At 73.2% G+C, this 23438-nt stretch carries 22 protein-coding genes and 2 pseudogenes; 18 read left to right on the top strand and 6 right to left on the bottom strand.

Features of this window, described 5'->3' with window-relative positions:
* Positions 1-30: 30 nt before the first annotated feature.
* The 6 genes and pseudogenes from ACP4IX_RS05170 to ACP4IX_RS05145 all read left to right on the top strand — a co-directional run bounded on the left by ACP4IX_RS05170 (position 31) and on the right by ACP4IX_RS05145 (position 5296).
* On the top strand, positions 31-1347 hold the full coding sequence (locus ACP4IX_RS05170; protein ID WP_426554865.1) for a segregation/condensation protein A: 1317 nt from the start codon (positions 31-33) through the stop codon (positions 1345-1347).
* Positions 1348-1427: 80 nt separating this feature from the next.
* Positions 1428-1997 carry an SMC-Scp complex subunit ScpB gene (gene scpB / locus ACP4IX_RS05165; protein ID WP_426554864.1) on the top strand — a complete coding sequence of 190 codons (570 nt, stop codon included), beginning with the start codon at positions 1428-1430 and terminating at the stop codon, positions 1995-1997.
* Positions 1997-3145, top strand: coding sequence for a pseudouridine synthase (locus ACP4IX_RS05160; protein ID WP_426518397.1), 1149 nt, complete (start codon positions 1997-1999; stop codon positions 3143-3145). Before scpB ends, ACP4IX_RS05160 begins: the two co-directional genes overlap by 1 nt.
* Before the next feature lie 69 nt (positions 3146-3214).
* Complete coding sequence (locus tag ACP4IX_RS05155; protein WP_426554863.1) at positions 3215-3934, top strand: NUDIX hydrolase; 720 nt, start codon at positions 3215-3217, stop codon at positions 3932-3934.
* Positions 3931-4953 (top strand): ADP-ribosylglycohydrolase family protein, encoded by a 1023-nt coding sequence (locus tag ACP4IX_RS05150; RefSeq protein ID WP_426518399.1) that lies wholly within the window; start codon positions 3931-3933, stop codon positions 4951-4953. The genes ACP4IX_RS05155 and ACP4IX_RS05150 overlap by 4 nt, the downstream gene beginning before the upstream one ends.
* Positions 4954-4977: 24 nt before the next feature.
* Positions 4978-5296: pseudogene (locus ACP4IX_RS05145) on the top strand (DNA polymerase beta superfamily protein).
* Here the strand turns inward: ACP4IX_RS05145 and ACP4IX_RS05140 are convergent.
* Complete coding sequence (locus tag ACP4IX_RS05140) at positions 5213-5983, bottom strand: nucleotidyltransferase domain-containing protein (protein WP_426554851.1); 771 nt, start codon at positions 5981-5983, stop codon at positions 5213-5215. The pseudogene ACP4IX_RS05145 and the gene ACP4IX_RS05140 sit on opposite strands and share 84 nt — an antisense overlap.
* Before the next feature lie 272 nt (positions 5984-6255).
* On the opposite strand from ACP4IX_RS05140, the gene aroH reads away from it, so the two are divergent.
* The 5 genes from aroH (at position 6256) to der (ending at position 10728) form a co-directional block, all read left to right on the top strand.
* A complete protein-coding gene (gene aroH, locus ACP4IX_RS05135) occupies positions 6256-6618 on the top strand; it encodes a chorismate mutase (protein ID WP_426554850.1) in 363 nt (120 codons plus the stop codon).
* Positions 6615-7700 (top strand): prephenate dehydrogenase, encoded by a 1086-nt coding sequence (locus tag ACP4IX_RS05130; protein WP_426518405.1) that lies wholly within the window; start codon positions 6615-6617, stop codon positions 7698-7700. The genes aroH and ACP4IX_RS05130 overlap by 4 nt, the downstream gene beginning before the upstream one ends.
* A 133-nt stretch (positions 7701-7833) precedes the next feature.
* Complete coding sequence (cmk, locus tag ACP4IX_RS05125; protein WP_426518407.1) at positions 7834-8529, top strand: (d)CMP kinase; 696 nt, start codon at positions 7834-7836, stop codon at positions 8527-8529.
* Positions 8526-9185 (top strand): lysophospholipid acyltransferase family protein, encoded by a 660-nt coding sequence (locus ACP4IX_RS05120; RefSeq protein ID WP_426518409.1) that lies wholly within the window; start codon positions 8526-8528, stop codon positions 9183-9185. Before cmk ends, ACP4IX_RS05120 begins: the two co-directional genes overlap by 4 nt.
* Positions 9186-9249: 64 nt before the next feature.
* Entirely contained in the window at positions 9250-10728 is a 1479-nt protein-coding gene (gene der / locus ACP4IX_RS05115) for a ribosome biogenesis GTPase Der (protein ID WP_426518411.1), read from the top strand.
* A gap of 76 nt (positions 10729-10804) precedes the next feature.
* Here the strand turns inward: der and ACP4IX_RS05110 are convergent, their stop codons facing one another.
* Positions 10805-11098: a hypothetical protein gene (locus tag ACP4IX_RS05110; RefSeq protein ID WP_398135195.1), complete on the bottom strand. Its 294-nt coding sequence runs from the start codon at positions 11096-11098 to the stop codon at positions 10805-10807.
* A 74-nt stretch (positions 11099-11172) separates the two neighbouring features.
* A complete protein-coding gene (locus ACP4IX_RS05105) occupies positions 11173-11955 on the bottom strand; it encodes a hypothetical protein (RefSeq protein WP_426518414.1) in 783 nt (260 codons plus the stop codon).
* 536 nt (positions 11956-12491) lie between these two features.
* On the opposite strand from ACP4IX_RS05105, the gene ACP4IX_RS05100 reads away from it, so the two are divergent.
* From ACP4IX_RS05100 to ACP4IX_RS05085, 4 genes and pseudogenes are all read left to right on the top strand, one after another.
* Positions 12492-13142 carry a transglycosylase family protein gene (locus ACP4IX_RS05100; protein ID WP_426518416.1) on the top strand — a complete coding sequence of 217 codons (651 nt, stop codon included), beginning with the start codon at positions 12492-12494 and terminating at the stop codon, positions 13140-13142.
* Positions 13143-13305: 163 nt separating this feature from the next.
* Positions 13306-14118: a hypothetical protein gene (locus tag ACP4IX_RS05095; RefSeq protein ID WP_426518418.1), complete on the top strand. Its 813-nt coding sequence runs from the start codon at positions 13306-13308 to the stop codon at positions 14116-14118.
* Positions 14119-14164: 46 nt separating this feature from the next.
* Positions 14165-15121 (top strand): annotated as a pseudogene (locus tag ACP4IX_RS05090) (helix-turn-helix transcriptional regulator); the annotation flags it as partial.
* 375 nt (positions 15122-15496) lie between these two features.
* Positions 15497-15712 (top strand): I78 family peptidase inhibitor, encoded by a 216-nt coding sequence (locus ACP4IX_RS05085; protein WP_426518420.1) that lies wholly within the window; start codon positions 15497-15499, stop codon positions 15710-15712.
* Positions 15713-15763: 51 nt separating this feature from the next.
* Here ACP4IX_RS05085 and ACP4IX_RS05080 read toward each other — a convergent pair whose 3' ends face one another.
* The gene (locus ACP4IX_RS05080) at positions 15764-16780 is read right to left on the bottom strand and encodes a phosphatase PAP2 family protein (RefSeq protein ID WP_426554849.1); all 1017 of its coding nucleotides are present in this window, start codon (positions 16778-16780) and stop codon (positions 15764-15766) included.
* A 238-nt stretch (positions 16781-17018) separates the two neighbouring features.
* Positions 17019-18206 carry a mannosyltransferase family protein gene (locus tag ACP4IX_RS05075; RefSeq protein ID WP_426554848.1) on the bottom strand — a complete coding sequence of 396 codons (1188 nt, stop codon included), beginning with the start codon at positions 18204-18206 and terminating at the stop codon, positions 17019-17021.
* Positions 18207-18466: 260 nt separating this feature from the next.
* Here ACP4IX_RS05075 and ACP4IX_RS05070 point away from each other — a divergent pair, with 260 nt between their 5' ends.
* Positions 18467-20065, top strand: a complete 1599-nt coding sequence (locus ACP4IX_RS05070) for an MFS transporter (RefSeq protein WP_426554847.1) — start codon at positions 18467-18469, stop codon at positions 20063-20065.
* 214 nt (positions 20066-20279) lie between these two features.
* Positions 20280-21470 (top strand): acyl-CoA dehydrogenase family protein, encoded by a 1191-nt coding sequence (locus tag ACP4IX_RS05065; protein ID WP_426518428.1) that lies wholly within the window; start codon positions 20280-20282, stop codon positions 21468-21470.
* A gap of 36 nt (positions 21471-21506) precedes the next feature.
* Here ACP4IX_RS05065 and ACP4IX_RS05060 read toward each other — a convergent pair whose 3' ends face one another.
* Entirely contained in the window at positions 21507-21944 is a 438-nt protein-coding gene (locus ACP4IX_RS05060; protein WP_426518430.1) for a cell division protein SepF, read from the bottom strand.
* A 289-nt stretch (positions 21945-22233) separates the two neighbouring features.
* On the opposite strand from ACP4IX_RS05060, the gene ACP4IX_RS05055 reads away from it, so the two are divergent.
* Complete coding sequence (locus ACP4IX_RS05055) at positions 22234-23418, top strand: DUF5685 family protein (protein WP_426518432.1); 1185 nt, start codon at positions 22234-22236, stop codon at positions 23416-23418.
* The last annotated feature ends 20 nt before the right edge of the window (positions 23419-23438 follow it).

The following is a 23438-nucleotide window of genomic DNA, read 5'->3' as shown; positions in this document are numbered from 1 at the left end:
GAGGTGCCCGTGGAGGCGCCGTCCGGCACCGTGCCCCGCGAGCCCGCGGTCGCGCGGCCGGCATCCGAGGCGCCACCGGCGAGCACGGCTTCGGAGGCCTCGTCGCGGAGCGACGCGACCTCTCCGCAGGCTTCGCTCGCGGTGAGCGAGCCGGAGGCGGAGCGCCCCCGCCGGGAGCCCGGGACACGGGGCGCGTCAAAGGCCCCGGCGACCCCTCGGCCGGACTCCGCGCCGCAGCCGCCCGCCGCCGGGCCGGACACGGCGGCGCGGGCTTCCGCCGCGGGGCCGCGGACCGGGGAGCGGGCTTCCGCCGCGGCTTCGGCGTCCGCGCCGCAGCCGTCCCTCGCGCCGGAAACCGCGCCGCAGGCGTCCGCCGGCGCTCCGGAGGGCTCCTGGGCGGCCCACGGCCCCGGAGGCCGCGAGAGCGGGCCGCAGGGCGCTCCGCAGCCCGACGGGGCGGCGGCGGACGCCGCCCCGTCGCAGGCCCCGCCGCGGGACGGGTCCGACGATCCGGAGGGCGCGCCCGGCGACGGTGGCGACGGGGTCTTCAAGGTGCGGCTCGCCAACTTCGAGGGGCCGTTCGATCTGCTCCTCCAGTTGATCTCCAAGCACAAGATGGACGTCACCGAGGTCGCGCTCTCCAGGGTGACCGACGAGTTCATGGCGCACATCCGGGCGAGGGGGCCGGACTGGGATCTCGACGAGACGACCGAGTTCCTGGTGGTCGCGGCCACACTGCTCGATCTGAAGGCGGCCCGGCTGCTGCCCGCCGCCGAGGTGGAGGACGAGGCCGACCTGGCGCTGCTGGAGGCCCGCGACCTGCTCTTCGCGCGGCTGCTGCAGTACCGCGCGTACAAACAGATCGCGGAGATCTTCAACGAACGGCTGGAGGCCGAGGGCCGCCGCCACCCCCGCACCGTCGGCCTGGAACCCCACCACGCCGAGCTGCTGCCCGAGGTCGTGATCAGCATCGGCCCGGAGGGCTTCGCCAGGCTGGCCGTGAAGGCGATGCAGCCCAGGCCCAAACCGCAGGTCTACGTCGAGCACATCCACGCACCCCTGGTCAGCGTGCAGGAGCAGGCCGGGATCGTCGTCGCCCGGCTGAGGGAGCTGGGCGAGGCCAGCTTCCGGACCTTGGTCGAGGACACCGAGGACACACTGACCGTCGTCGCACGCTTCCTCGCCCTGCTGGAGCTGTACCGGGAGAAGGCCGTCGAGCTGGACCAGGAGACCGCGCTCGGTGACCTGCTGGTGCGCTGGGCGGGAGGGGACGGCGGCACCGGGCCGGTGGTGACGGACGAGTTCGACCGGCCGCCCGAGAAGACCGAGGAGGAGCGGAAGGCGTGAGTGACGAGACCGCGGAGGCCGTGGGCGGGCCGGGGGCCGTCGCCGGCCTGGAACTCAAGCCCGCCCTCGAAGCCGTCCTCATGGTCGTGGACGAGCCCGCGACCGAGGAGCACCTCGCCCGGATTCTCCAGCGGCCGCGGCGGCAGATCGCGGACGCGTTGCGCGAGCTCGCCGACGAGTACACCGTCCAGGGCCGCGGCTTCGAGCTGCGCCTGATCGCGGGCGGCTGGCGCTTCTACAGCCGCCCCGCGTACGCGGCGGCCGTCGAGGGCTTCGTCCTGGACGGCCAGCACGCCCGCCTCACCCAAGCCGCGCTGGAGACGCTCGCCGTGGTCGCCTACCGCCAGCCGGTCAGCCGCGGCCGCGTCTCCGCGGTACGCGGTGTGAACTGCGACGGAGTGATGCGCACCCTCCTGCAACGGGGTCTGGTCGAGGAGGCGGGCACGGAACCCGAAACAGGTGCGATCCTGTACGTGACGACGAACTACTTCCTGGAGCGGATGGGCCTGCGCGGCCTGGACGAGCTCCCGGAGCTCGCGCCCTTCCTCCCCGAGGCGGCGGCGATCGAGGCCGAGACACTGGAAGGGGTCCCGTCGTTCGATCCGGACGCCCCGGATTCCGAGGACGCAGACGACAAGACGGAACTTTGATGCGAAGCAGCAGCGGCAGGAACAGCAGCGGAAACAACGGCGGGAGCCGTGGTGGCAACAGCGGCGGCCGCGGCGGGAGCAGTGGTGGCCGCGGTAACCCCCGCGGCGGGAGCAGTGGTGGGCGCGGCAACCCCCGCGGCGCCGGTGGCAACCGCGACGACAGGCAGGGCGGCCGTCCCAAGAACCCGCGCCCGGAGGAGCGGCGCTACGACGTGGGCCCCGGCGCCACCCACGAGGGCCCGAAGTCGGGCCGCGGCCCGGCGGCCCGCGGCGGCGCCAAGGGCGGGCCGAGGAAGCCCCTGCAGCGGGGCCGCTCGGTCCCGGCCACGTCCCGCGAGTACGAGGCGCGGGCCGAGGAGCGCAACCGGGAGCGGTACGCCGGCAAGAAGGACGTCAAGCTGCCCAAGACGTTCCCGGGCGCCGAGCAGGAGGGCGAGCGGCTGCAGAAGGTCCTCGCGCGCGCGGGCTACGGCTCCCGGCGTGCCTGCGAGGAGCTGATCGAGCAGGCGCGCGTCGAGGTCAACGGCGAGATCGTGCTGGAGCAGGGCAGGCGGGTCGACCCGGAGAAGGACGAGGTCAAGGTCGACGGACTGACCGTCGCCACGCAGTCGTACCAGTTCTTCTCGCTCAACAAGCCCGCCGGCGTCGTCTCCACCATGGAGGACCCGGACGGCCGGCAGTGCCTCGGTGACTACGTCACCAACCGCGAGACCCGCCTCTTCCACGTCGGCCGGCTCGACACCGAGACCGAGGGCGTCATCCTGCTGACCAACCACGGTGAGCTGGCGCACCGCCTGACCCACCCCCGGTACGGCGTGAAGAAGACCTACCTCGCGCACATCGTGGGCCCGATCCCGCGCGACCTCGGCAAGCGCCTCAAGGACGGCATCCAGCTGGAGGACGGGTACGCGCGCGCGGACCACTTCCGGGTCGTCGAGCAGACCGGCAAGAACTACCTGGTCGAGGTCACCCTCCACGAGGGCCGCAAGCACATCGTCCGCCGGATGCTGGCCGAGGCGGGCTTCCCCGTCGACAAGCTGGTGCGCACCGCCTTCGGCCCGATCACCCTGGGCGACCAGAAGTCGGGCTGGCTGCGCCGGCTGTCCAACACGGAGGTCGGGATGCTGATGCAGGAGGTCGAACTCTAGGCACCGCGAAGGTTGTGACGGACCACCCACCCCTTTATAGTCTCAGTGACTATTAAGGGGTGGGTGCCTGTGCACGGCTACGACAAGTACGCCTTCGAGCCCTTCGCCGTCACCGTCGATCTCGCCGTCCTCACCCTCCGCGCGGGCGCGCTGCACGTGCTGCTCGTCGAGCGGGGGCAGGAGCCGTACGCCGGCCGCTGGGCACTGCCCGGCGGCTTTCTGCTGCCGGACGAGTCGGCGGAGACGGCGGCCCGGCGCGAGCTGGCCGAGGAGACCGGCCTGTCCGACGTGAGCGGACTGCACCTGGAGCAGCTGCGCACCTACAGCGAGCCCGGCCGCGACCCCCGGATGCGGGTCGTGTCGGTCGCGTTCGCCGCACTGCTGCCCGACCCTCCCGAACCGCACGCGGACACCGACGCGGCCGAGGCCCGCTGGGTGCCGTACGACGCGGCCCCGGACCTCGCCTTCGACCACGACCGGATCCTGGCCGACGCCCGGGAACGCGTCGGCGCCAAGCTGGAGTACACCTGCCTGGCCACCGCCTTCTGCCCGGCCGAGTTCACGCTCGGCGAGCTGCAGCAGGTCTACGAGACCGTGTGGGGGACGGCTCTGGACCGGCCGAACTTCCGCCGCAAGGTGCTCGCCACACCGGGATTCGTCGAGGCGGTCCCCGGCGCCGCCCGCCTCACCGGCGGCCGCGGCAAACCGGCCGCGCTCTACCGCTCGGGCCCCGCCACCACCCTGTACCCGCCCCTGCTCCGCACCCCTCGGGAAGGACGCCCCGCATGACCACGACCACCGTCACCAAGCGCGCCGCCACCGGGGCGCTCACCGGACTCGCCCTCGGCGACGCGCTGGGCTTCCCCACCGAGTTCCACGACGTCCCGTCGATCCTCGCCACGTTCGGACCGTGGCGGGAGAGGGAGCTGCCCCGGCCCGCGATCGTCACCGACGACACCCAGATGACGCTGGCGCTCGGGAAGGGGCTGCGGACGGCCATGGGCCTCGCGGTCCTGACGCCCGAGGGCATGGCGGAGCCCGTGCGGCAGGAGTTCATCGCCTGGAACCGGTCGCCGGAGAACAACCGGGCGCCGGGCAACACCTGCCTCACGGCCTGCGGCCTCCTGGAGCAGTCCGGCCGCCCCTGGCAGGACGCCAGCCAGGTCCACTCCAAGGGCTGCGGCGCCAACATGCGCGTCGCGCCCATCGGCCTCGTCCCCGGCCTCAGTGACGAACAGCGGGCGGGCGCCGCCCAGTTGCAGTCGGCGCTCACCCACGGCCACCCGACCGCGCTCGCCGCCTCCGACCTCACCGCCCACGCCGTACGGCTGCTCGCCGAGGGCGCCGAGCCGACCGGACTCGTCGGGCTGCTGCGGTCGTACGCCTACGACAACCGCACCCGCTACCACGAGCGCTGGCTCGGCGACCTGTGGACCCGCGCCCAGGACCCCACGCCCGAGCACTTCATCGCCCGCGGCTGGGACGAGTGCCTGGCGATACTCGACCGGCTCCAGCACGCGGTGCGCACCGTCTCGCCGGAGACCGACCCCTGCCTCGCGGTGGGTGAGGGCTGGATCGCGGAGGAGGCCATGGCGGCCGGGCTGCTCTGCTTCCTGCTCTTCGTCGACGAGCCGCTGACCGCCCTGCGCCGCGGTGCCTGCACCGCCGGCGACTCCGACTCCATCGCCTGCCTCGCGGGCGCCTTCGCCGGCGCGCACCTGGGCGCCGACGCCTGGCCCGCCGAGTGGGCCGACCGCATCGAGTACCGGACCGACCTGCTGGCCCTCGGAGCGCTCTGGGACGCCTGACCGCATGACCGGCGCCCTGGAGACATCGGCCTGGCTCCGGTGGTGGCCGAGCAGCCTTCCCGGTGCTGTTCGCCACCGTCTCCGGGCCCGCCTCTTCGGCTTCCCCTCCCGCGACTCGGACGTCGGCCTGCGCGGCGTCCACCTGCTGCCCGCCGCCGCCGAGGCGGAGCACGAGCACGGGGACGCCGGCGTCGACCACGCGCGCGTGCGCCACGACGCGGAGCGGCCGCACGGCGTACCCGACGAGGCGCAGGCGACGTCAGTCCCGCCCGACGCCCCCACCGCGCACGACGCCCTGCACGACCTCGTCGTACGGACCCGGCGGGTCCGCACGGAGGGCTGAGGCGCGGCGGGTGCGGACGAGGAAGTCCTCGACGCGGCGCCGGTCCGGTTCGGCGGGCAGTGGGCTGCGGCGGGCCGCCTCCTCGCCCTCCTCCACCAGGAGGCTCATCCGGGACTCGACCTCCGGCCAGGGCACCTCGCCGCGCTTCACGGCGAGCAGCGACTCCCGCCGGTCGCCGACATCGATGGTGAGCGTGCCCGTGCGCAGCAGGTCGCGGGCGGACGTCAGCAGCCGCAGCAGGTGCATCGCGTGCTTCCAGCGCGGGGCGCCGTGCGTGCGCACGTCGGCGTCCAGCTTGCGGCGCCGGCCGTGCGCGTACCGGGTGAACGCCCCGTGGGCCCGGCGGGAGAGGAACGCCTCGCGCAGGGCGAGCAGCTCGCGGCCCGTGTCGTCCGCGTACTCCACGAGCGGGGAGTGCAGGCACTCCAGGATGTTCGGATTGGCCCGCAGGGCCAGCTCGCAGAAGCGCTCCAGTTCCCAGCTGAACTGCTCCTCGGCCGGACCCTCCACGTGCGTCGGCGGCTTCTCGAAGCGCCAGAACAGGGAGGCGGGGGCGAGGAACACGCCCCGGCGGTCGGTGTCGCTGTCCTCCGTCGCCAGACCGAAGGCGCGCGAACCCATGACACAGGCGTAGATCGTGTGGTCGCGTACCAGGGTCTCGGGCAGCGTCGCGGTCTCGGGGTGCATGTTCCGGGAGCGTACGCGGGCGCCTCACGCCGGGCGGACCGAATTTCCCCGCACCTTTCCCCGCACCGCGATCCGCTGCCACGAGCGCCGCCGCACCCGTGGCGCTGAGGACCGTACGGCGGGTCGGGGCGCGGGTCACGCGGCCCTCCGGGGGAGGGAGGACCCCGGCGGGGCCGGCGTCTCAGGGGACGGGCGCCCCGGACCGGTACACGGCGGGCTGACTACGCTGGACGGACCAAGAGCCGATACGCACGTCAGCAAGGAGCATCGCCGTGGCGGTACGAGCGGTCCGGGGCGCCGTCCAACTGGAGCGGGACGAGGCCGGGCACATGAACGAGCAGGTCGCGGCACTGCTGACCGCCGTCCTGGAGCGCAACGGCCTGAGCGGCGACGACCTCATCAGCATCTGGTTCACGGCCACGCCCGACCTGCACAGCGACTTCCCCGCGGCGGCGGCCCGGGGGCTCGGCATCACCGACGTCCCGCTGATCTGCGCCCAGGAACTGGACATCGACGGCGCCATGCCCCGCGTCGTCCGGATCCTCGCCCACATCGAGTCCGACCGGCCCCGCGCCGAGATCGCCCACGTCTACCTCGGCGCCGCCGCGGCCCTGCGCAAGGACATCGCCCAGTGAGAACCGCACTCGTCATCGGCACCGGCCTCATCGGCACCTCCGCCGCCCTCGCCCTGACCCGGCGCGGCGTCACCGTCCACCTCGTCGACCACCACCCCGAGCAGGCCCGTACGGCCGCCGCGCTGGGCGCCGGCACCGACCGGGCCCCGGACGGGCCGGTCGACCTCGCGATCGTCGCCGCCCCGCCGGCCCTGGTGGCCGACGTGCTCGCCGACGCCATGGCGCGCGGCGCCGCCCGCGGCTACATCGACGTGGCCAGCGTCAAGGGCGGCCCCCGGCGCGAGCTGGAGGCACGGGGGCTCGACCTCTCCGCCTACATCGGCACGCACCCCATGTCCGGCCGCGAGAAGTCCGGCCCGCTCGCCGCCACCGGCGACCTCTTCGAGGGCCGCCCCTGGGTGCTGACCCCGACCCGGGACACCGACACCGAGGTGCTGAACCTCGCCCTGGAACTGGTCTCGCACTGCCGGGCGGTGCCCGTGGTGATGGACGCGGACGCCCACGACCGCGCCGTGGCCCTCGTCTCCCACATGCCCCACCTGGTCTCCAGCATGGTCGCCGCCCGCCTGGAACACGCCGAGGAGGCCGCCGTACGGCTGTGCGGACAGGGCATCCGCGACGTGACCCGGATCGCCGCCTCCGACCCCCGGATGTGGATCGACATCCTCTCCGCCAACCCGGGGCCGGTCGCCGACCTGCTCACCGACGTCGCCGGCGACCTGGAGGAGACGGTACGGGCCCTGCGCGCCCTGCAGTCCTCCGACGAGGACAAGCGCCGCGAGGGCGGCACCGGCATCGCGGAGGTCCTGCGGCGCGGCAACGCCGGACAGGTGCGGGTCCCGGGCAAGCACGGCAGCGCGCCGCGGGTCTACGAGACCGTGGCCGTCCTCATCGACGACCAGCCCGGCCAGCTGGCCCGGATCTTCGCGGACGCGGGACGGGCCGGGGTCAACGTCGAGGACGTACGGATCGAGCACGCGACCGGGCAGCAGGCCGGGCTGGTGCAGCTGATGGTCGAGCCGAAGGCCGCGTCCGTACTGACGGCGGCCCTCAAGGAGCGGGGCTGGGCGATCCGGCAGTGATCTTTCGGATCCCGGCGGTGGTCCCGGGTGCCGGGCGACTGTCGGAGGGGTCCCGGAGAGCCAGTAACCTTGTGCGGGACGCGTTCGCGTCCCGCACACCACTCACCGCACCGCACCAGGAAGGTGTCCCCTCGTGGAAAACGGCGCCGCCCCGACCGTCCCGGCCGTGATTGTCGCCATCGACGGCCCCTCCGGCACGGGCAAGTCGAGCACGTCGAAGGCCGTCGCCGAGCAGCTCGGCCTCAGCTACCTGGACACCGGCGCCCAGTACCGGGCGATCACGTGGTGGATGGTCACCAACGGCATCGACACCGACGACCCGCACGCGATCGCCGCCGCGGCCGGCAAGCCCGAGATCGTTTCCGGCACCGACCCGGCGGGCCCGACCATCACGGTCGACGGTGTGGACGTGGCCGGCCCGATCCGCACCCAGGAGGTCACCTCCAAGGTCAGCGCGGTCAGCGCCGTCCCCGAGGTGCGGACCCGGATCACCGAGCTGCAGCGCACCATCGCCGCCGCCGCCCCGCTCGGCATCGTCGTCGAGGGCCGGGACATCGGTACGACGGTGCTGCCGGACGCGGACCTGAAGATCTTCCTCACCGCCTCGGCGGAGGCCCGTGCCGCCCGCCGCAGCGGCGAGCTCAAGGGCGCCGACGTCAACGTCACCCGCGAGGCCCTGATCAAGCGGGACGCGGCGGACTCCAGCCGCAAGACCTCGCCGCTGGCCAAGGCCGACGACGCCGTCGAGGTGGACACCACCGACCTCACCCTTCCGCAGGTCATCGAGTGCGTCGTCACCCTCGTCGAGGAGAAGCGGGCGGGGAAGTGACCGAGGTCCCATCGGCGCGGAGCGCTGAGGTCGGGCGGCGCATCGGCGTCGGCCTGATGTACGGGCTGTTCCGGCCGCGTGTGCTGGGCGCCTGGCGGGTGCCCGCGACCGGCCCGGTGATCTTCGCCGTCAACCACTCGCACAACGTCGACGGCCCGATGGTCATGGGCGTGGCGCCCCGGCCGACGCACTTCCTGATCAAGAAGGAAGCGTTCATCGGTCCGCTGGACCCCTTCCTGCTCGGCATCGGCCAGCTGAAGGTGGACCGCTCGACCGCCGACCGCACCGCCATCACCCAGGCGCTGGGCGTCCTGGACAACGGCGGCGTGCTGGGCATCTTCCCGGAGGGCACCCGGGGCGAGGGCGACTTCGCCGCGCTGCGGGCCGGCCTTGCCTACTTCGCGGTCCGCAGCGGCGCACCGATCGTCCCGGTCGCGGTGCTGGGAAGTTCCGACCGGCCCGGACGGTTGATAAAGGCGCTGCCTCCGCTGCGCTCGCGCGTCGACGTCGTCTTCGGCGACCCCTTCGACGCGGGGGACGGCAGCGGGCGGCGGACCCGCAAGGCGCTGGACGAGGCGACCGAACGCATCCAGAAGCAGCTCACCGCGCACCTGGAGAACGCCAGGCGGCTCACCGGCCGCCGGGCCACACTTTGAGTAGTGGATCACCCGGTACAGGGGGTGCACCACCGATCACCACGATGAACGAGGTACGGACTTCATGAACGACCACATCCACTCCGAGGGCTCGGGCGAGGAGCACGACCACGGGGCGCTCGGTGACGTCGAGTACGCGCAGTTCATGGAGCTCGCCGCCGAAGAGGGCTTCGACGTCGAGGAGGTCGAGGGCGCGATCGAGGAGGCCGGGCACGGCCCGCTGCCCGTCCTCGCCGTCGTCGGCCGCCCCAACGTCGGCAAGTCGACCCTGGTGAACCGGATCATCGGCCGCCGCGAGGCCGTCGTCGAGGACAAGCCCGGCGTCACCCGTGACCGCGTCACCTACGAGGCCGAATGGGCCGGCCGCCGCTTCAAGGTCGTCGACACCGGCGGCTGGGAGCAGGACGTCCTCGGCATCGACGCCTCCGTGGCCGCGCAGGCCGAGTACGCGATCGAGGCCGCCGACGCGGTCGTCTTCGTCGTGGACGCCAAGGTCGGCGCGACCGACACCGACGAGGCCGTCGTACGGCTGCTGCGCAAGGCCGGCAAGCCCGTCGTGCTGTGCGCCAACAAGGTGGACGGCCAGAGCGGCGAGGCCGACGCCTCCTACCTGTGGTCGCTGGGACTGGGGGAGCCGCACCCGGTCTCCGCGCTGCACGGCCGAGGCACCGGCGACATGCTGGACCGGGTCCTGGAGGCCCTGCCCGAGGCCCCGGCCCAGACCTTCGGCACCGCCGTCGGCGGCCCGCGCCGCATCGCCCTGATCGGCCGGCCCAACGTCGGCAAGTCCTCGCTGCTGAACAAGGTGGCGGGCGAGGAGCGCGTCGTCGTCAACGAGCTGGCCGGCACCACCCGCGACCCGGTCGACGAGCTGATCGAACTGGGCGGCGTGACCTGGAAGTTCGTGGACACGGCGGGCATCCGCAAGCGCGTCCACCTCCAGCAGGGCGCCGACTACTACGCCTCCCTGCGCACCGCCGCCGCCGTCGAGAAGGCGGAGGTCGCCGTCATCCTCATCGACGCCTCCGAGTCGATCTCGGTCCAGGACCAGCGGATCGTCACCATGGCCGTGGAGGCCGGACGCGCGATCGTCGTCGCCTACAACAAGTGGGACACCCTCGACGAGGAGCGCCGCTACTACCTGGAGCGGGAGATCGAGACGGAGCTCGGCCAGGTGGCGTGGGCGCCGCGGGTCAACGTCTCGGCGCAGACCGGCCGGCACATGGAGAAGCTGGTCCCCGCGATCGAGACGGCCCTGGCCGGCTGGGAGACCCGCGTCCCGACGGGCCGGCTGAACGCGTTCCTCGGTGAGCTGGTCGCCGCCCACCCGCACCCGGTGCGCGGCGGCAAGCAGCCGCGCATCCTGTTCGGTACGCAGGCGGGCACCAAGCCCCCGCGGTTCGTGCTCTTCGCCTCCGGCTTCATCGAGGCGGGGTACCGGCGCTTCATCGAGCGCCGGCTGCGCGAGGAGTTCAGCTTCGACGGGACGCCGATCCACATCTCGGTGCGGGTGCGCGAGAAGCGTGGGGCGAAGAAGAAGTAGCGGCCACGGCGACGTGAGTGACGGGAGAGGGCGACCCCCGGCAAGGGGTCGCCCTCTCTCGTCACTCACGTGGCTGTCAGGCGCCTCTGCGCGGGCCCGGTGGCAGCGCCGCCGGGACGTGATGGGTGCCGACGCGCTGCCACATCGGCTGCTGGTGGCCGACGCGGGCACTGTGGGCCCCCGCGCTGTAGGCGCTGTACGCGCCTCTGCTGCGCGGGATGCTCCGGAAGGCCGTGAATCCCAGCTCCTCCTCACCGCTGCGATCGCCCGGCAGTGATCGGAAGGACCTGACGTACTCGGCGTAGAGCGCGTCGTAGATCGGCGTGGCCGAGGGGCCGCCCTGGCGGTGAAAGGCGTCGTATGCGTACACGTATGTCCAAACGACACCGCGCTGGAAGAGATGCGGCCCAGGCGATGGCCGTCCGCCGGTCGCGCGGACTGGGCTCAGGTCCCGGCCAGCGGCAGGGCCGCCGCGACCAGCTGCCCGTTCGCCGCCGCCCTGTCCAGCGCTTCCCGCAGCAGGTCCTCGCGCGGCTGCCGTCCGATCGACCCCACGGGCGCCGCGAACATCAGCACCTGCTGGTGCTTGTTGGCCGCCGTGCGCCAGCCCTCGGTGACCTGGAGGGGCTGGTGCGCCTGCCACCAGGCCACCGGCCGGCCGCCGTTCGTCCCCGGCTGGAGCACCGCGTGCAGCTGGCCCATCGCGAGCAGTACCGACCAGCCGTGCAGCACCGCCGGCGCGGTGGACAGCTCGGTGACCGGCATGAAGCCCTGTTCGATGAGCAGCGGAAGGAAGTCGTCGCCGGCACCGGCCGTGCCGGGCCGGGCGATGGGGGCGGTCGGCTCCACCACGAGGGCCGGGTGGAGTTCGTCGGCGATCAGGATCAGTCCGCTGGTGACACCGAGCACGGCCTGCTCGGGTGCGGCCTGTTCCGGCCCGGGGCGGGCCTGGTCGGAGTTGATGGACTTCACGGCCCCCTGGAGCTGCTCCTCGGTGACCTTGACCACCTGCGAGGGCAGGCACCCGGCGTGGGCGAAGGCGAGTACGGCGGTCTCGTCCCCGATGAAGAGCACGGTGCTGGTGCGCTCCTGCGCGCAGTCACCCGGGGTGCGGCAGGACGTGCAGTCGTAGCTGCCCGGGGCGGATTCCCCGGCGAGCAGGCGGTCGGCTTCTTCGTCGCCGATCTCGGCGCGTACGTCGTCGCTGACGTCGAGCATGCGCGGCACGGGTGGCTCCCTCGGGATGCGGTACGTGGCCGGACCGGGTGGCTCCCGGGCCGTGGTCCGGGCGGTCCCCGGCTCATGCAGAAGACAACGGGGGATCTGTGGCGGGAGTCACGCCCCATGCCCAACGGAATCGAACCATCCGGCGCACACGGTCATCTGTTGGGCGGAACCGCTCACTCACCGTCAACTGGTTTGAACCGCAAGGGCGTTGATGCGGTGAGGTGGGTCACAGATCACCATGGCGGTTGGTCGACAAATCAGGAAATCAGCGAATGAAGTGGGTGTCCGGAAATGGCTGATACCCGAGGTAATGGCGGACTGGCCTGGAATGACGGGCCATGGGTTGATCCCGGCCGGACGGGCTCCCTAGATTGCTCCGCCGTGTGCAACGAGCACCGCCCGGGAACGTCCGCCGACCGCACCACCGGCTCGCACCACGGCCATCGGCGGACGGGGCGGAGCGCGCGTGCCGCGTGCCGTGCGCGGCGAGCGTGCCCCGTCCTGGGGGAGCCCGGGTTGCGTGGAAAGGGAAATACATGTCCGGAAGTGCCGACACCACTCGCGGCAACGTTCGCAGGAACCGTACGACGGCGGCCCTCGCCGGGGCGGCACTGCTCGCGCCCCTCGGACTGCTGGCCGCGACCGGCAGCGCCGCGGCGGCGGACCGCGGAGTGTGGGACCGCATCGCCCAGTGCGAGAGCGGCGGCAACTGGCACATCAACACCGGCAACGGCTACTACGGCGGACTGCAGTTCTCCGCCTCCACCTGGCGCGCGTACGGCGGCACCGCCTACGCGCCGACCGCCGACAGGGCGACCAAGTCCCAGCAGATCGCCGTGGCGACCAAGGTCCAGCGCGCCCAGGGCTGGGGCGCGTGGCCGACCTGCTCCTCCCGGGCCGGGGCCCGGGGCGGCGCACCGGCCGCCGCCACCCCGCCCGAGGCGGCTCCGGCCGCCCCCGCCGAACCCGTGAAGCCCGCCGCCGGGCCGTCGAAGGCGCCGACCCGGCAGAGCGGCCACACCGGCCGCAGCGCGTCCCGCGGCGACTACACCGTCCGCCAGGGCGACACCCTGAGCGCCATCGCCGGCCGGTACGGCACCACCTGGCAGCGCCTGCACGCCGCCAACCAGGCCGTCATCGGCGCCGACCCCGACGTCATCGTGCCCGGACAGCGCCTCGAACTCTGAGCCCGCCCGCCCCGCCGCGCGGCACAGCCTCCCTGGGCGAACCCGCGGCGGGGCCTCGGACCCGCCTCCGGCCGTGATCACATCGCAATCGGACACGGACAACCAGAAGGCGGGGTTCTGGGTCTAACCGGACGACGAGAAGCCCAGGGAGGATCCGCACCGCATGACGCCGCCGACCCCACCGGCCGCTCCGCTGCGCGCCGACTGCATCGGCGACTCGGCGGGCGGTCTGACCTTCGACGTCGCCGCGCACGAGGGCACCGGGGCGGCCCTCCTCGTCCTGCGCCGCCGCGACGGAGCCGACGACACCGTCAGCCTGCCGCTGGCCCCCGCGGCCGAGGGCCGGCTGCGCGCCGCGCTGCCCAGCAGCGTGGCCCTCCCCGAGGGCCGCTGGGACGCCTACGCGCGCGTGAGCGACGGCGAGCCGCGGCGCCTGGTGCCCGGCGTCACCGACCTGCGCTCCCTCGCCGACCGCACCCCCGGGGGACTGCTCGGCCACGTCGCCGTCCGCATCCCGTACGCCACCCGGCAGGGCAACCTCACCGTCCGCAGCTGGCTGCGCGCCCCGCACGCGGAGACGGGGGAGCTGCGCCTCGCGGAGGGCGGGCTGACGGTGCGCGGACGGGTGTACGGCACGCGGCTGGCCCCCGGAGCCCACGCCGAGCTGCGGGCCCGGCCCGGCACCGGCGAGGGCGGTGTGCGCCGGCTGGACGTCACGGCCGACCGGGCGGAGTTCGGCTTCACCGTGCCCTACGACACCCTGGCGCCGGGCGAGTGGGACCTGTGGCTGCGGCCCGCCGGCGAACCCGGCCCCGCCGTGCGCCTCGCGCGGCTGCTGGACGACATCGCCGACAAGCACCCCGTCCTCACGTATCCACGCGCGCGCGTGCGGACGCCGCAGGGCCCCGTGCAGGCCGGGCCGTACTACACGCGGGACAACGACCTGTCACTGTCGGTCACCCCGCTGGAGACCTGACGGTCGCGGACAGTACCTGTCCGCGACCGCTGGCAGACTCGGCGCCATGCTCGAGACCTCGGCACGACTCCTGCGCCTGCTCTCCCTCCTCCAGGCCCACCGGGACTGGACCGGCACCGACCTCGCCGACCGTCTCGGCGTCTCCCCGCGCACCGTGCGCCGGGACGTGGACCGGCTGCGCGAGCTGGGCTACCCGGTCAACGCCAGCCCCGGCACCGGCGGCGGATACCAGCTGGGCGCGGGCGCCGAGCTGCCGCCGCTGCTGCTGGACGACGACGAGGCGGTCGCCGTGGCCGTGGGGCTGCGCACGGCCGCGGGGCAGGGCGTCGAGGGGATCGGCGAGACCTCCGTCCGTGCGCTCGCCAAGCTGGAGCAGGTGCTGCCCGACCGGCTGCGGCGCCGCGTGGGCGCCCTGAACGCCTTCACCGTGCCGATGCTGCGCGGCGCCGGGTCCTCCGCCGTGGACCCGGGCGTCCTGGCCGAGCTGGCCCACCTGTGCCGGGACGGCGAGCGGCTGCGCTTCGCGTACCGGGGCCACGACGGCACCGACAGCCGCCGCACCGTCGAGCCCCACCGGCTGGTGTGCTCCGAGCGCCGCTGGTACCTGGTCGCCTTCGACCTCGGCCGCGGGGACTGGCGCACGTTCCGGGTGGACCGCATCACGCCCAAGCCGCCGCACGGCCCCCGCTTCGTCCCGCGCGAGCCGCCCGCCGAGGACCTGGCCGCCTACGTCTCCGAGGGTGTCTCCACGCGCGCGTACGCCACGCGTGCGGTCGTACGGCTGCTGGTGCCCCTGGAGGAGGCCGCCGAGCGGATCTCGCCCACCGCCGGGGTGCTGGAGGCGGAGGGTCCGGGCAGCTGCCTCCTGCGCACCGGCGCCGGGAGCCTGGACGTCATGGTGGTGCACGTGATGCTGCTGGGCTTCGACTTCGAGGTGCTGGAGCCGGACGGGCTGACGGAGGCGATCCGGGCGGTACGCGACCGGCTCACCCGGGCCCTGTCCGGGTCCGGGCGGCCCGAGGGGAATCTGTGAGCAGCTGATGTGTTTCCTATGTCGATGTCTGGTCTTCGCACGTCGTGCACGACGTCGCACGTGAGTTCGTTCGAGTGGGTTCGGATGTGTTCGGGCGCGGAATGCGAGTAAGTCTCCGCAGCCCTTCGAAGGCTTTTCCGTCCACTTATTCGAGAGGGTGACGCGACACGCGGAAATTCACCTCACGGGTCTGCCGGAAGGCGTACGAAACCGTCCGTCCGTGTGACGGAGTCATACCGAAACGCGGTCCGTGATCTTGTGACAGAAGTGTGACCCCGGGTGCGTCCGCACCCGTGTTACGGGCCTGGACTTCCCCGGTCGTGGAGCAGGGCATAGCGTGGCGGCATGGCACCGATTCCGACACCCCCGGCCGAACCCCAGGACAGTCCGGACACGTACGTGGGCCTCGAATCCGGCGCGGCCGAACGGCTCGCCCGGGAGCGGGGCTGGTCGACGGTGCGCGCACTGGCACCGGGGACGGTCATCACCATGGAGTACCGCGTGGGCCGCCTCAACTTCGAGGTGAAGGACGGCCGAGTGGCCCGGGCCTGGAAGGGCTGACCCGCGGGGGAGGGGCTGTGCGTACCGGTCCCCGCGGCGTGGTGTGAGCGGTCAGCCGCCCGACAGGGGGCGCGCGGCCGGGGCCGCGCCTCGCGGGTGGCGGTCTGCGTGCCCCGGCCGGCGGCTGCCCGCCGGGGGCGCCGGCGTGCGGTCCGAGCGGGCCGTGTGGGGGCCCGGGGCCAGGTACGCCGGGGCCCGGCTGCGCGGTGCGGCGACCGGCTCGCGGACCGGTGTCTCCTCCCGGTCGGGGGCGTGCGGCGTGAGGACCCCGGGTGTGCTGACCGGCCGCTTCGTCGCCGCCGTGCGGCGGCGACGGGCGAACCAGCCGTCGCGCAGGCCGAGGATCCGGGCTTCGGTCCGGGTGATCAGCGGCTCGAACCACGGCAGCGCCAGCAGGATCAGCAGCCCCGCCGCCCAGCCGAGGAGCACGTCGCTGAGCCAGTGCGTACCGATGTAGACGGTGGACAGTCCCACGCCGAGCGAGGTGACCGCCGACAGTGCCGACAGCCAGCGCCGTGCCCTCGGCGTCGAGGCCAGATAGGCCAGGATGCCCCAGGTCACGACGGCGTTCGCGGTGTGACCGCTCGGAAATATATCGCCGCCGAGCCACATCTCGTTCGCGCCGATCGTGGTCGCGTAGTGCGGCCCGAGCCGGCCCATGCCGTACTTGGCGGCACCGACCGTGACGTTCAGCAGGAGCAGGGAGACGCCGAGCGCGAGCAGGGGGCGCAGGGTGTGCTGCCGCCAGGAGCGCCAGCCGAGCCAGGCCGCGACCATCACCGCGGTGGGGCCGCGCTGGCCGAGCACCACGTAGTAGTCGACGAACGCGTGGAGCTCCGGCCACTGCTGGTAGGGCCGGAAGAACATGACCTGCCAGTCGAGCCGGACCAGCCACGAGGTGATCAGCACGGCCCACACGATCGCGATGTAGAACGCGAGGGTTCCGGCGAACAGCGCAACCCTGTGCCGGCTCATCTCCGGCACATCTAGGTGGGCCGGTCGTTCCGGCTCCCGGTCAAGTCTCGCGAACACCCGGTCCAGACGGGTGAGGTTCCGTTCGGTACGCACGCAATCGACGTTACAGCGAGTGAGGAGTGATCCCGGCCGAATCAACGGCTTTGTGATGACGATGTGATGTGGGATTCCTCTCAGGCGGTGGTCTATTTCCGAGGAATCCGCAACCCCGTCCTATTGCGGACTTCAATTCCTTTGATCGGCCCGGTCGACGGCTTATCGTGCTTATGAATTCGTTCACCGAATGCTGGTGCGGAATTCTCCCGGCGGTCATCGGGGCGCGGCGGGCCGGTCAGGGCGGGCCGGAGCCGTTCAGCCAGAACGCCCCGTACACCGCCGACGCCACCGCGACACCGCCGACGACCAGCGCCGACTTGGAGGTTCGCAGCCGGGCCAGGGGCCGGGCGAGGGGCAGCAGCAACGGGAAGGCGGGCAGCAGCAGCCGCGGCTTCGAGCCGAAGTAGCTCGACGTGCACAGGGCGAGGACGGTGACGATGCCCGCGTACACCAGCAGCGGGACCGGCTGGCGCTGCCGTACGCAGACGACGTACAGCAGGACGAGCAGGGCGACCCCCACGATCAGGGCGACGCCCGCCGGAGCCGACGGGAACGACGTGAACTTGTCGGCGACGAAACGGGCGAAGGCCACGCCCCCGTCGAAGCCGTTGCGCCAGCCGGCCTGGACGTCGAGATAGCCGAGCGGGCCCTGGCCGGTGCGGTGCCCGACCCAGAGCACGTACCCGGCGGCGCCCAGGGGCGCGAGGAGCATGCCGAGCGCACGGCGCACGCCGTCACCGGGGGCGCGTGCCGGGTCGAGGGCGCCGTCCGTGACGGCCTCGCTCCGGCTTCGCACGAATGCCGTAATCGCGGCGACCCACACGGCCGCCGCCACCGCGAGCCCCACCGGGCGGGTCAGCCCGGCCAGCGCGGCCAGCGACCCCGCCGTCACCCAGCGCCCGGTCAGCACCGCGTACAGCGACCAGGCCGCGAGCGCCGTGAACAGGGACTCGCTGTACGCCATGGACTGCACGATCCCGACCGGCAGCACGGCCCACAGCAGCACCGCGCACACCCCGGCCCGGCGGTCGTACACGTGCTCCGCGACCGCGAAGATCCCCCAGGCCGCGGCGAGCGAGGCGAGCAGTGACACGACGAACCCGGCGTCCGCGTGCGACCACGGCCCCGCCGCCGCGCCGAGCCGCTCCAGCCAGGGCAGCAGCGGGAAGAAGGCCAGGTTGGAGTGCACGTCGCCGTTCGGCAGGCGCACCTCGTAGCCGTAGCCCAGTTCGGCGACCCTCGTGTACCAGAGGGAGTCCCAGCGGGCCGTCAGCAGCGTGTACGCGCTCGTGTCGCGCGCGGCGCTCCACAGGGCCAGGGCGAGCAGGCCCAGGGCGCGTACGGCCGCGTAGCCGAGGAGCGCCGGGGCGGCCCGGCGCAGGGCGCCCGGGCGGCCCGCCGTGCGCGTTTCAAGATCGGTCACGGGCTCGATTATCTGCCGTGGGCGGGAGCGGCCGGCCGGCCGGGGCGGGCGGGGCCGTGGCCGCGGTGGCGCATGCCACACAGGTGACGCGGGTTGTGTGAGGTCCGCCACGTGTGCCGTGCGAGGTCTCGCGTACTCTGGCGAGCCACTCGCGTTCCGTTGCACGGCCCGGAGCCCCCGCTCCTCTCCGGCCGAGCCGCAGGGGAGTCCCCACCCCGCGCGGCCCGCCGGGCGCGAGGGAACATCTTGGAGGTACGTACATGTCCGGGACGACCACGGCTGCCGCCGCGCCGCGCCGTCGGGCGGCCGGGGGCGGTGCCAACCGCTGGGTGGTCCTGGTCGTCCTCTGCGTCAGCCTGCTGCTCGTCGCCGTCGACGCGACCGTGCTGCACGTGGCGGTCCCCGCCGTCACCGAGGACCTGCGGCCCGGCGCGATCGAACTGCTCTGGATCGTCGACGTCTACCCGCTCGTCTGCGCCTCGCTGCTGATCCTGTTCGGCACGCTGGGCGACCGGGTGGGACGCAGACGCGTCCTGCTGCTCGGCTACGCGCTCTTCGGCGTCGCCTCCGCGCTGGCGGCCCTCGCCGACAGCGCCCAGGTCCTGATCATGGCGCGCGCGCTGCTCGGCGTCGGCGGCGCGATGATCATGCCGGCGACGCTGTCGATCCTCCGGCAGGTCTTCCCCGACCGCCGGGAGAGGGCGCTGGCCATCGGCGTCTGGAGCGCCGTGGCCGCGGTCGGCGCGGCGGTCGGGCCACTGCTCGGCGGCTTCCTGCTGGAGCACTTCTGGTGGGGCTCGGTCTTCCTCGTCAACATCCCGCTGATGCTGGTCAGCCTGCCGCTGGGGCGGCTGCTGCTGCCCGAGTCGAAGGGCGACGGCCGAGGGCCCTGGGACGTGGTCGGCGCGCTGATGGCGGCCGGCGGCCTGTTCGGTGTGGTCCTGGGCGTGAAGCGGCTGGGCGGCGGGGAGCCGGTGGCGAGCGTGCTCACCCTGGTGCCGCTGGTGGTGGGCGCGGCCCTGCTGGCCGCGTTCGTACGGCGGCAGCGGCGGCGTACGCATCCGCTGGTGGACCTGGAGATGTTCCGGCGGCCGGCGTTCAGTACGTCGGTGGGGTGCATCGTGCTGGCGATGCTGGCGCTGGTGGGTCTGGAGCTGATCGCGGCGCAGTATCTGCAGCTGGTGCTCGGGCTGTCCCCGCTCCAGACCGGGCTGCGACTGCTGCCGCTGACCTTCGCGGCGATGGCTGCCGGGCTGGCGGGCGCGCGGATGCTGCGGCGGTTCGGCCCGCGCCGGATGGTGTGCGCCGGGTTCTGCCTGACGGCCTTCGCGGTGCTGCTGCTGACGGCGATGGGCCGGGCCGACAACTGCGCGCTGCTGCTGTCCGGGTTCGTGCTGCTCGGCTTCGGCCTGGAGACGACGCTCTTCGGGGCGTACGAGTCGATGCTGAGCGAGGCGCCGCAGGAGCAGGCCGGCGGGGCGGCGGCGATCGGGGAGACGTCGTACCAGCTGGGGGCCGGGATCGGGATCGCCCTGCTGGGCAGCGTGATGAACGCGGCGTACACGCCCGCAGTGGCGGGCGGCGTGCCCGGGGTGCCGGCTTCGGCTTCGGCGGCGGCGGGGCACTCGCTGGGGGAGGCGTACGAGGTCGCCGCGCAGCTCGGGGGGCCCGCGGGGGTCGCTCTGCGGCGGGCGGCCGCCGACGCGTTCGTGCACGGGCTGCATGTGACGCTGGTGGTGAGTGCGGGGTTGTTGCTGCTGGGGGCGGTGATGGCGTCGCGGTTGCCGCGGGGGATGCAGTGCGAGGGGGTCTCCGTGCCTGCGCCTCGGGACGCGGTGGAGTCACGGGTCTCGGTGTGAGCGCTTCGGTCTCCGCATCCGCGCACCCCCCGATTGCGGTCCGTCACCCGGTGACGTCGTCCGCGGGGGCGTGCCGCGGCCGGCGCGGTGGGGCAGGGGCGAGCGGGCGGTGCGTGCGGGGAAGACGCATGGTGGACGCGCGAAGCGGCGCGTCGTAACGTCGGCACGAGAACCGTAACTAGCAGCGCTAGTTTCACGTCCCGGAGGGTGTCCCATGGCCTCGTCCCCCACGTTGCCCGCGTTCGATCCCGCCGACCCGCTCGGCATCGACGACCTCCTGGAGCCGGAGGACCTGGCGGTCCGGGACACCGTGCGGGACTGGGCGGCGGACCGCGTGCTGCCGTACGTCGCGGACTGGTACGAGCAGGGCGAGCTGCCCGGCGTCCGGGAACTGGCCCGCGAGCTCGGCGGCATCGGCGCGCTGGGCATGTCGCTCCAGGGCCACGGCTGCGCCGGCGCGAGTGCCGTGCAGTACGGACTGGCCTGCCTGGAGCTGGAGGCGGCCGACTCCGGGATCCGGTCCCTGGTGTCCGTGCAGGGCTCCCTCGCCATGTACGCCATCCACCGCTTCGGCAGTGAGGAGCAGAAGCAGGCCTGGTTGCCGCGCATGGCCGCCGGTGAGGTCATCGGCTGCTTCGGGCTGACCGAGCCCGACCACGGCTCCGACCCCGCCGGCATGCGCACCCGTGCCAAGCGCGACGGCGGGGACTGGGTGCTCGACGGGCGGAAGATGTGGATCACCAACGGGTCGGTGGCCGGTGTCGCCGTCGTCTGGGCGCAGACCGAGGACGGGATCCGCGGCTTCGTCGTGCCCACCGACCGTCCCGGTTTCTCCGCGCCCGAGATCAAGCACAAGTGGTCGCTGCGGGCCAGCGTCACCAGCGAGCTCGTCCTCGACGGCGTACGGCTGCCCGCCGACGCCGTACTCCCGGAGGCCGCCGGACTGCGCGGACCGCTCAGCTGCCTCTCCCACGCCCGCTACGGCATCGTCTGGGGCGCGATGGGCGCGGCCCGCAGCTCCTTCGAGGCGGCCGTGGAGTACGCGAAGACGCGGGAGCAGTTCGGGCGGCCCATCGGCGCCTTCCAGCTGACCCAGGCCAAGCTCGCCGACATGGCGGTCGAACTGCACAAGGGGATTCTGCTCGCCCACCACCTCGGGCGGCGCATGGACGCCGGCCGCCTGCGTCCCGAGCAGGTCAGCTTCGGCAAGCTCAACAACGTACGCGAGGCCATCGGCATCTGCCGTACGGCCCGCACGATCCTCGGCGCCAACGGGATCTCCCTCGAATACCCCGTGATGCGGCACGCGACGAACCTGGAATCGGTGCTCACCTACGAGGGCACCGTCGAGATGCACCAGCTGGTGCTGGGCAAGGCCCTCACCGGACTGGACGCCTTCCGGTAGGGCTGCGGGGGCGGGGCCGTGGTGTGCGGCCCCGCCTCAGCTCTGGTTGAAGAAACCGTCGGAACGGTGCGCGGCCGACTCGCCGCTGATGACCTGGGTGTCGGCCGGGCTCAGCAGGAACACCCGGGTGGACACCCGCTCGATGGAACCGCGCAGGCCGAAGATCAGCCCGGCCGCGAAGTCGACCACGCGCTTGGCGTCGGTGCCCTCCATGGCCGTCAGGTTCACGATGACCGGGACGCCGTCCCGGAACAGCTCGCCGATGGCCCGTGCGTCCCGGAAGCTGTCCGGAGTGACCGTGGCGATGCGGCGGCCCTTCTCCTCGGCCACGTCCGTGGCCACCTTCACCCGCGGGTCCGTGACCCAGGCGTCCCCGGATTCGGTGCCCTCGGAGTAGTCGTCGTCGTAGTAGCGCTCGTCATCGTTGTCGTCGACGAGGCCGAGCCACGCACTCGCCTTGCGTACCGATCCCATGGACGCCTCCTCTCACAGCGGTCTTTCGTGTTTCCGCATCCCTATGGTCATCCATGATGCGGACGTCGCGCCAAGTGGATAGACGCCGCCCGGGGGGTTTGTGACGGTACTGGTGCACAGCGAATCCGTCGAGAGTCCTTGTGTCCCAAGGGTCTTTCCCCAAACGGATGCTGACTGTGAGTGAAATATGATTCTTCCCGGCGGACGGGTGAGGGAGGGTGCGTACGGGTGAACGCGCCGGTCGGTACGATGCCGCAGCTCAGCATCGTACGAGGCACGGGGGAATGTCGTGTTCGGAATCGTCAGGCCTTGCAGGCACCGGCTCGGGGAGAGCCTCGCGAGTCAGTGGATGGCGCATTTGTGCGGGTTGTGCCTCGCACTGCGCAAGGATCACGGCCAGTTCGCGCGCATCGTGACGAACTACGACGGGCTGCTGATTTCGGTTCTGACGGAAGCTCAGGCAGGCCGTGGCGGCACCGGCGCCGGGCGGCGTACGGCCGGGCCGTGTCCGCTGCGCGGAATGCGCACCGCCTCCGTCGCCCACGGTGAGGGCGCCCGGCTCGCGGCGGCCGTCTCCCTGGTGCTGGCCTCGGCCAAGGTGCGTGACCATGTCGCCGACGGGGACGGGGTGCTGGCCCGCCGGCCGGTGGCCCTCGCCGCCCGCCGGGTCGCCACCGGCTGGGACGCCGCCGGCGCCCGCGGCGGCAGTGCCGTCGGGTTCGACACCGCCGTACTGGTCGACGCCGTGGACCGGCAGGGCGGCATCGAGGCACTCGCCGGGCCCGGCACCCCCCTGCTCACCGTCACCGAGCCCACCGAGACCGCCACCGCCGCCGCGTTCGCGCACACCGCGCGCCTCGCCGGGCGGCCGCACAACGTCGAGCCGCTCGCCGAGGCGGGGCGCCTCTTCGGCAGGCTCGCCCACCTCCTCGACGCCGTGGAGGACAAGGAGGCTGACGCCGCGTCGGGCGCCTGGAACCCGCTGACCGCCACGGGGACCCCGCTCACGGAGGCACGGCGGCTGGCCGACGACGCCGTGCGCGGGGTGCGCCTCGCGCTGCGGGATGCCGAGTTCGGTGACGGCCGGCTGGTGCACCGACTGCTCGTGCACGAGCTGGGGAACTCCGTCGACCGCGCCTTCGGTACCGTCTCCCACGCCCACGGCAGCCACCCGTACGTCGTCCCTCCCGGAACCCCGGCGGGACCCGGCGCGCCGGTGCCCCCGGAGCCGCCGCGCCGGGACCGGCGCGGGCTGCTCGCGGGGTGCGCCGTGTGGCTGGGGCTGGCCTGTACGTGCCAGATGTGCTGCGGCACGTACCACGACCCCTGGAGCGGGGAGCGCAAGCAGTCGCCGTGTACCAACGGCGACTGCAGCGGGTGCGGCGACTGCTGCAGCTGCTGCGACTGCTGCGGCAACTGCTGCGGCGACGACGGGTGCGGCTGCGACGGCTGCGACTGCGGTTGCAGTTGTTGAGGCGGTCCGGTGTGCGAGGG

This window comes from Streptomyces sp. WG5 (assembly GCF_049974565.1).
Classification (GTDB): Bacteria; Actinomycetota; Actinomycetes; order Streptomycetales; family Streptomycetaceae; genus Streptomyces.
This window is presented reverse-complemented; position numbering and strand designations above follow the sequence as displayed.